1 protein-coding gene is annotated in these 1,779 nt (G+C 61.9%); it reads left to right on the top strand.

Annotated features, from left to right (window positions below; genetic code table 11):
* The coding region (locus tag ACYP5B_RS14510) for a recombinase family protein (RefSeq protein ID WP_459570187.1) at window positions 1-1,755 on the top strand (1,755 nt) is incomplete at its 5' end.
* Window positions 1,756-1,779: the final 24 nt, after the last annotated feature.

Raw genomic sequence — 1,779 nt, forward strand, 5'->3', positions numbered from 1 at the left:
GAGGATGGAGTATATGACCCAGCCAGCTTCAACGACCGGCTCCTGCTGGGCCTCAAGGGAACGATGAGCGAGGCCGAACTCCATGTCCTCAAAGCCCGATTGCGCGGCGGGATCCTGAATAAAGCGCGCCGCGGCGAGTATCGCTGCTCGCTCCCGACAGGCTTCGTGTACGACGAGCTCGGCAACGTCGTGCTCGACCCAGACTTGCAGGTCAGGGAGATGGTCGCCTACTTCTTCGAGACGTTCTCACGGGTAGGCTCTGCGAGCCAGACAGTCAAAGTCTTCAAGAGTGAGGGGCTTCGGTTTCCATCCCGCATGCACAACGAGAAACTGATTACCTTCCAGCCACTCACCGCGTCGACCGCGCTCCGCACGCTGAACAATCCGCGCTATGCGGGCGCCTACGCCTACGGCCGACGGCACTATCGGCGAACCGCTGACGGGAAGAAGGCCCCTCGGAGGCGCGAGCGCGATGACTGGCTCGCCTGCATCCCGGACGCCCATCCAGGGTACATCACCTGGGAACAGTATCAGCAGAATCTCAAGATTCTCGAATCCAACGGTCGTGGATATGAAGTCGCGCGCGCGTCACCGCCGCGAGAGGGCGCGGCCCTGTTGCAGGGGCGCGCGGTCTGCGGGCGTTGCGGTAGACACTTCCGCCTCCGGTATGCAACGCGGCGCGGGCGACAGGAGGCGTGGTATGTCTGCGATCGCGCGCAAGGCACGCGTGGTGAACCGTGCTGCCAGTCGATTGCGGGCGGACCCATCGACGAAGCAGTCGGTGAATTGGTCACCGCCATGATGACGCCCGCCGCAGTTGAGCTGGCGCTGGAGATTCGAAGAGAAATCGAGGCCCGGTACGACGAGGCCGATCGGCTGCGCCTGCGCGCGATCGAACGCGCTCAATTCGAAGCAGATCTCGCGCAGCGGCGATTCATGCTGGTCGATCCGAATAACCGTCTGGTCGCGGATACCCTCGAACGCGAATGGAACGACAAGCTGCGCACATTAGCTCAGGCCCGGGAGGAAAGGGAGCGCGGCCGGCACGAGGACCAGCTTGCTCTTGACGATGCAATCCGCGATCGGCTCGTCGCCATGACGACCGACTTCAAAATGCTATGGCGTGATCAGAGGCTACCGAACCGCGAGCGCAAACGGCTCCTCGCCCATGTCATCGAGGACGTCACGCTGATCAAACTCCCGGCAGAAGGCACCACCACGATCCACGTCCGCTTCAAGGGCGGCAAGACAGAGACCCTGACGGCACAGAACCCCAAATCCTCCGCGCAACAGGTCAAGACCCGGCCGGAGGTCCTGGAGCTCATCGACAAGCTTCTCGACAGCCACACATGCTCCCAGATCGCAGACATCCTCAACGAACAGGGTATCCGCCCTGGCGGTTCCGTCCGGCCAGGCAAGGCTGACATCAGATTCACTGCGCTGCGCGTCTCGTATCTCGCGCAACGAAACGGACTCCGTTGCCGCTTCGACCGACTGCGGGACCGCGGCATGTTGACGAAGCCGGAGGCTGCGGCGCGCCTCGGAATCCATGTGGAAACGCTCATCAGGTGGGTGAACCACGGTCTCGTTATGAGACACGCCTACAACGACCATGCGTATCTATACGAAGTCCCCACGTCCGACCCGCCGGTGAAGCACAGCAGTCGATGGGACCGCCTCACTGACCGTGCCGCGGCGGTGTCCGTTACAACGGAATCAAAATCCTCCACTTCAACAGAAGGAGATGTAGTATGAAACGAGATAGTTCGAGAGCAAGCA

The organism is Cupriavidus sp. 8B, from assembly GCF_054589115.1.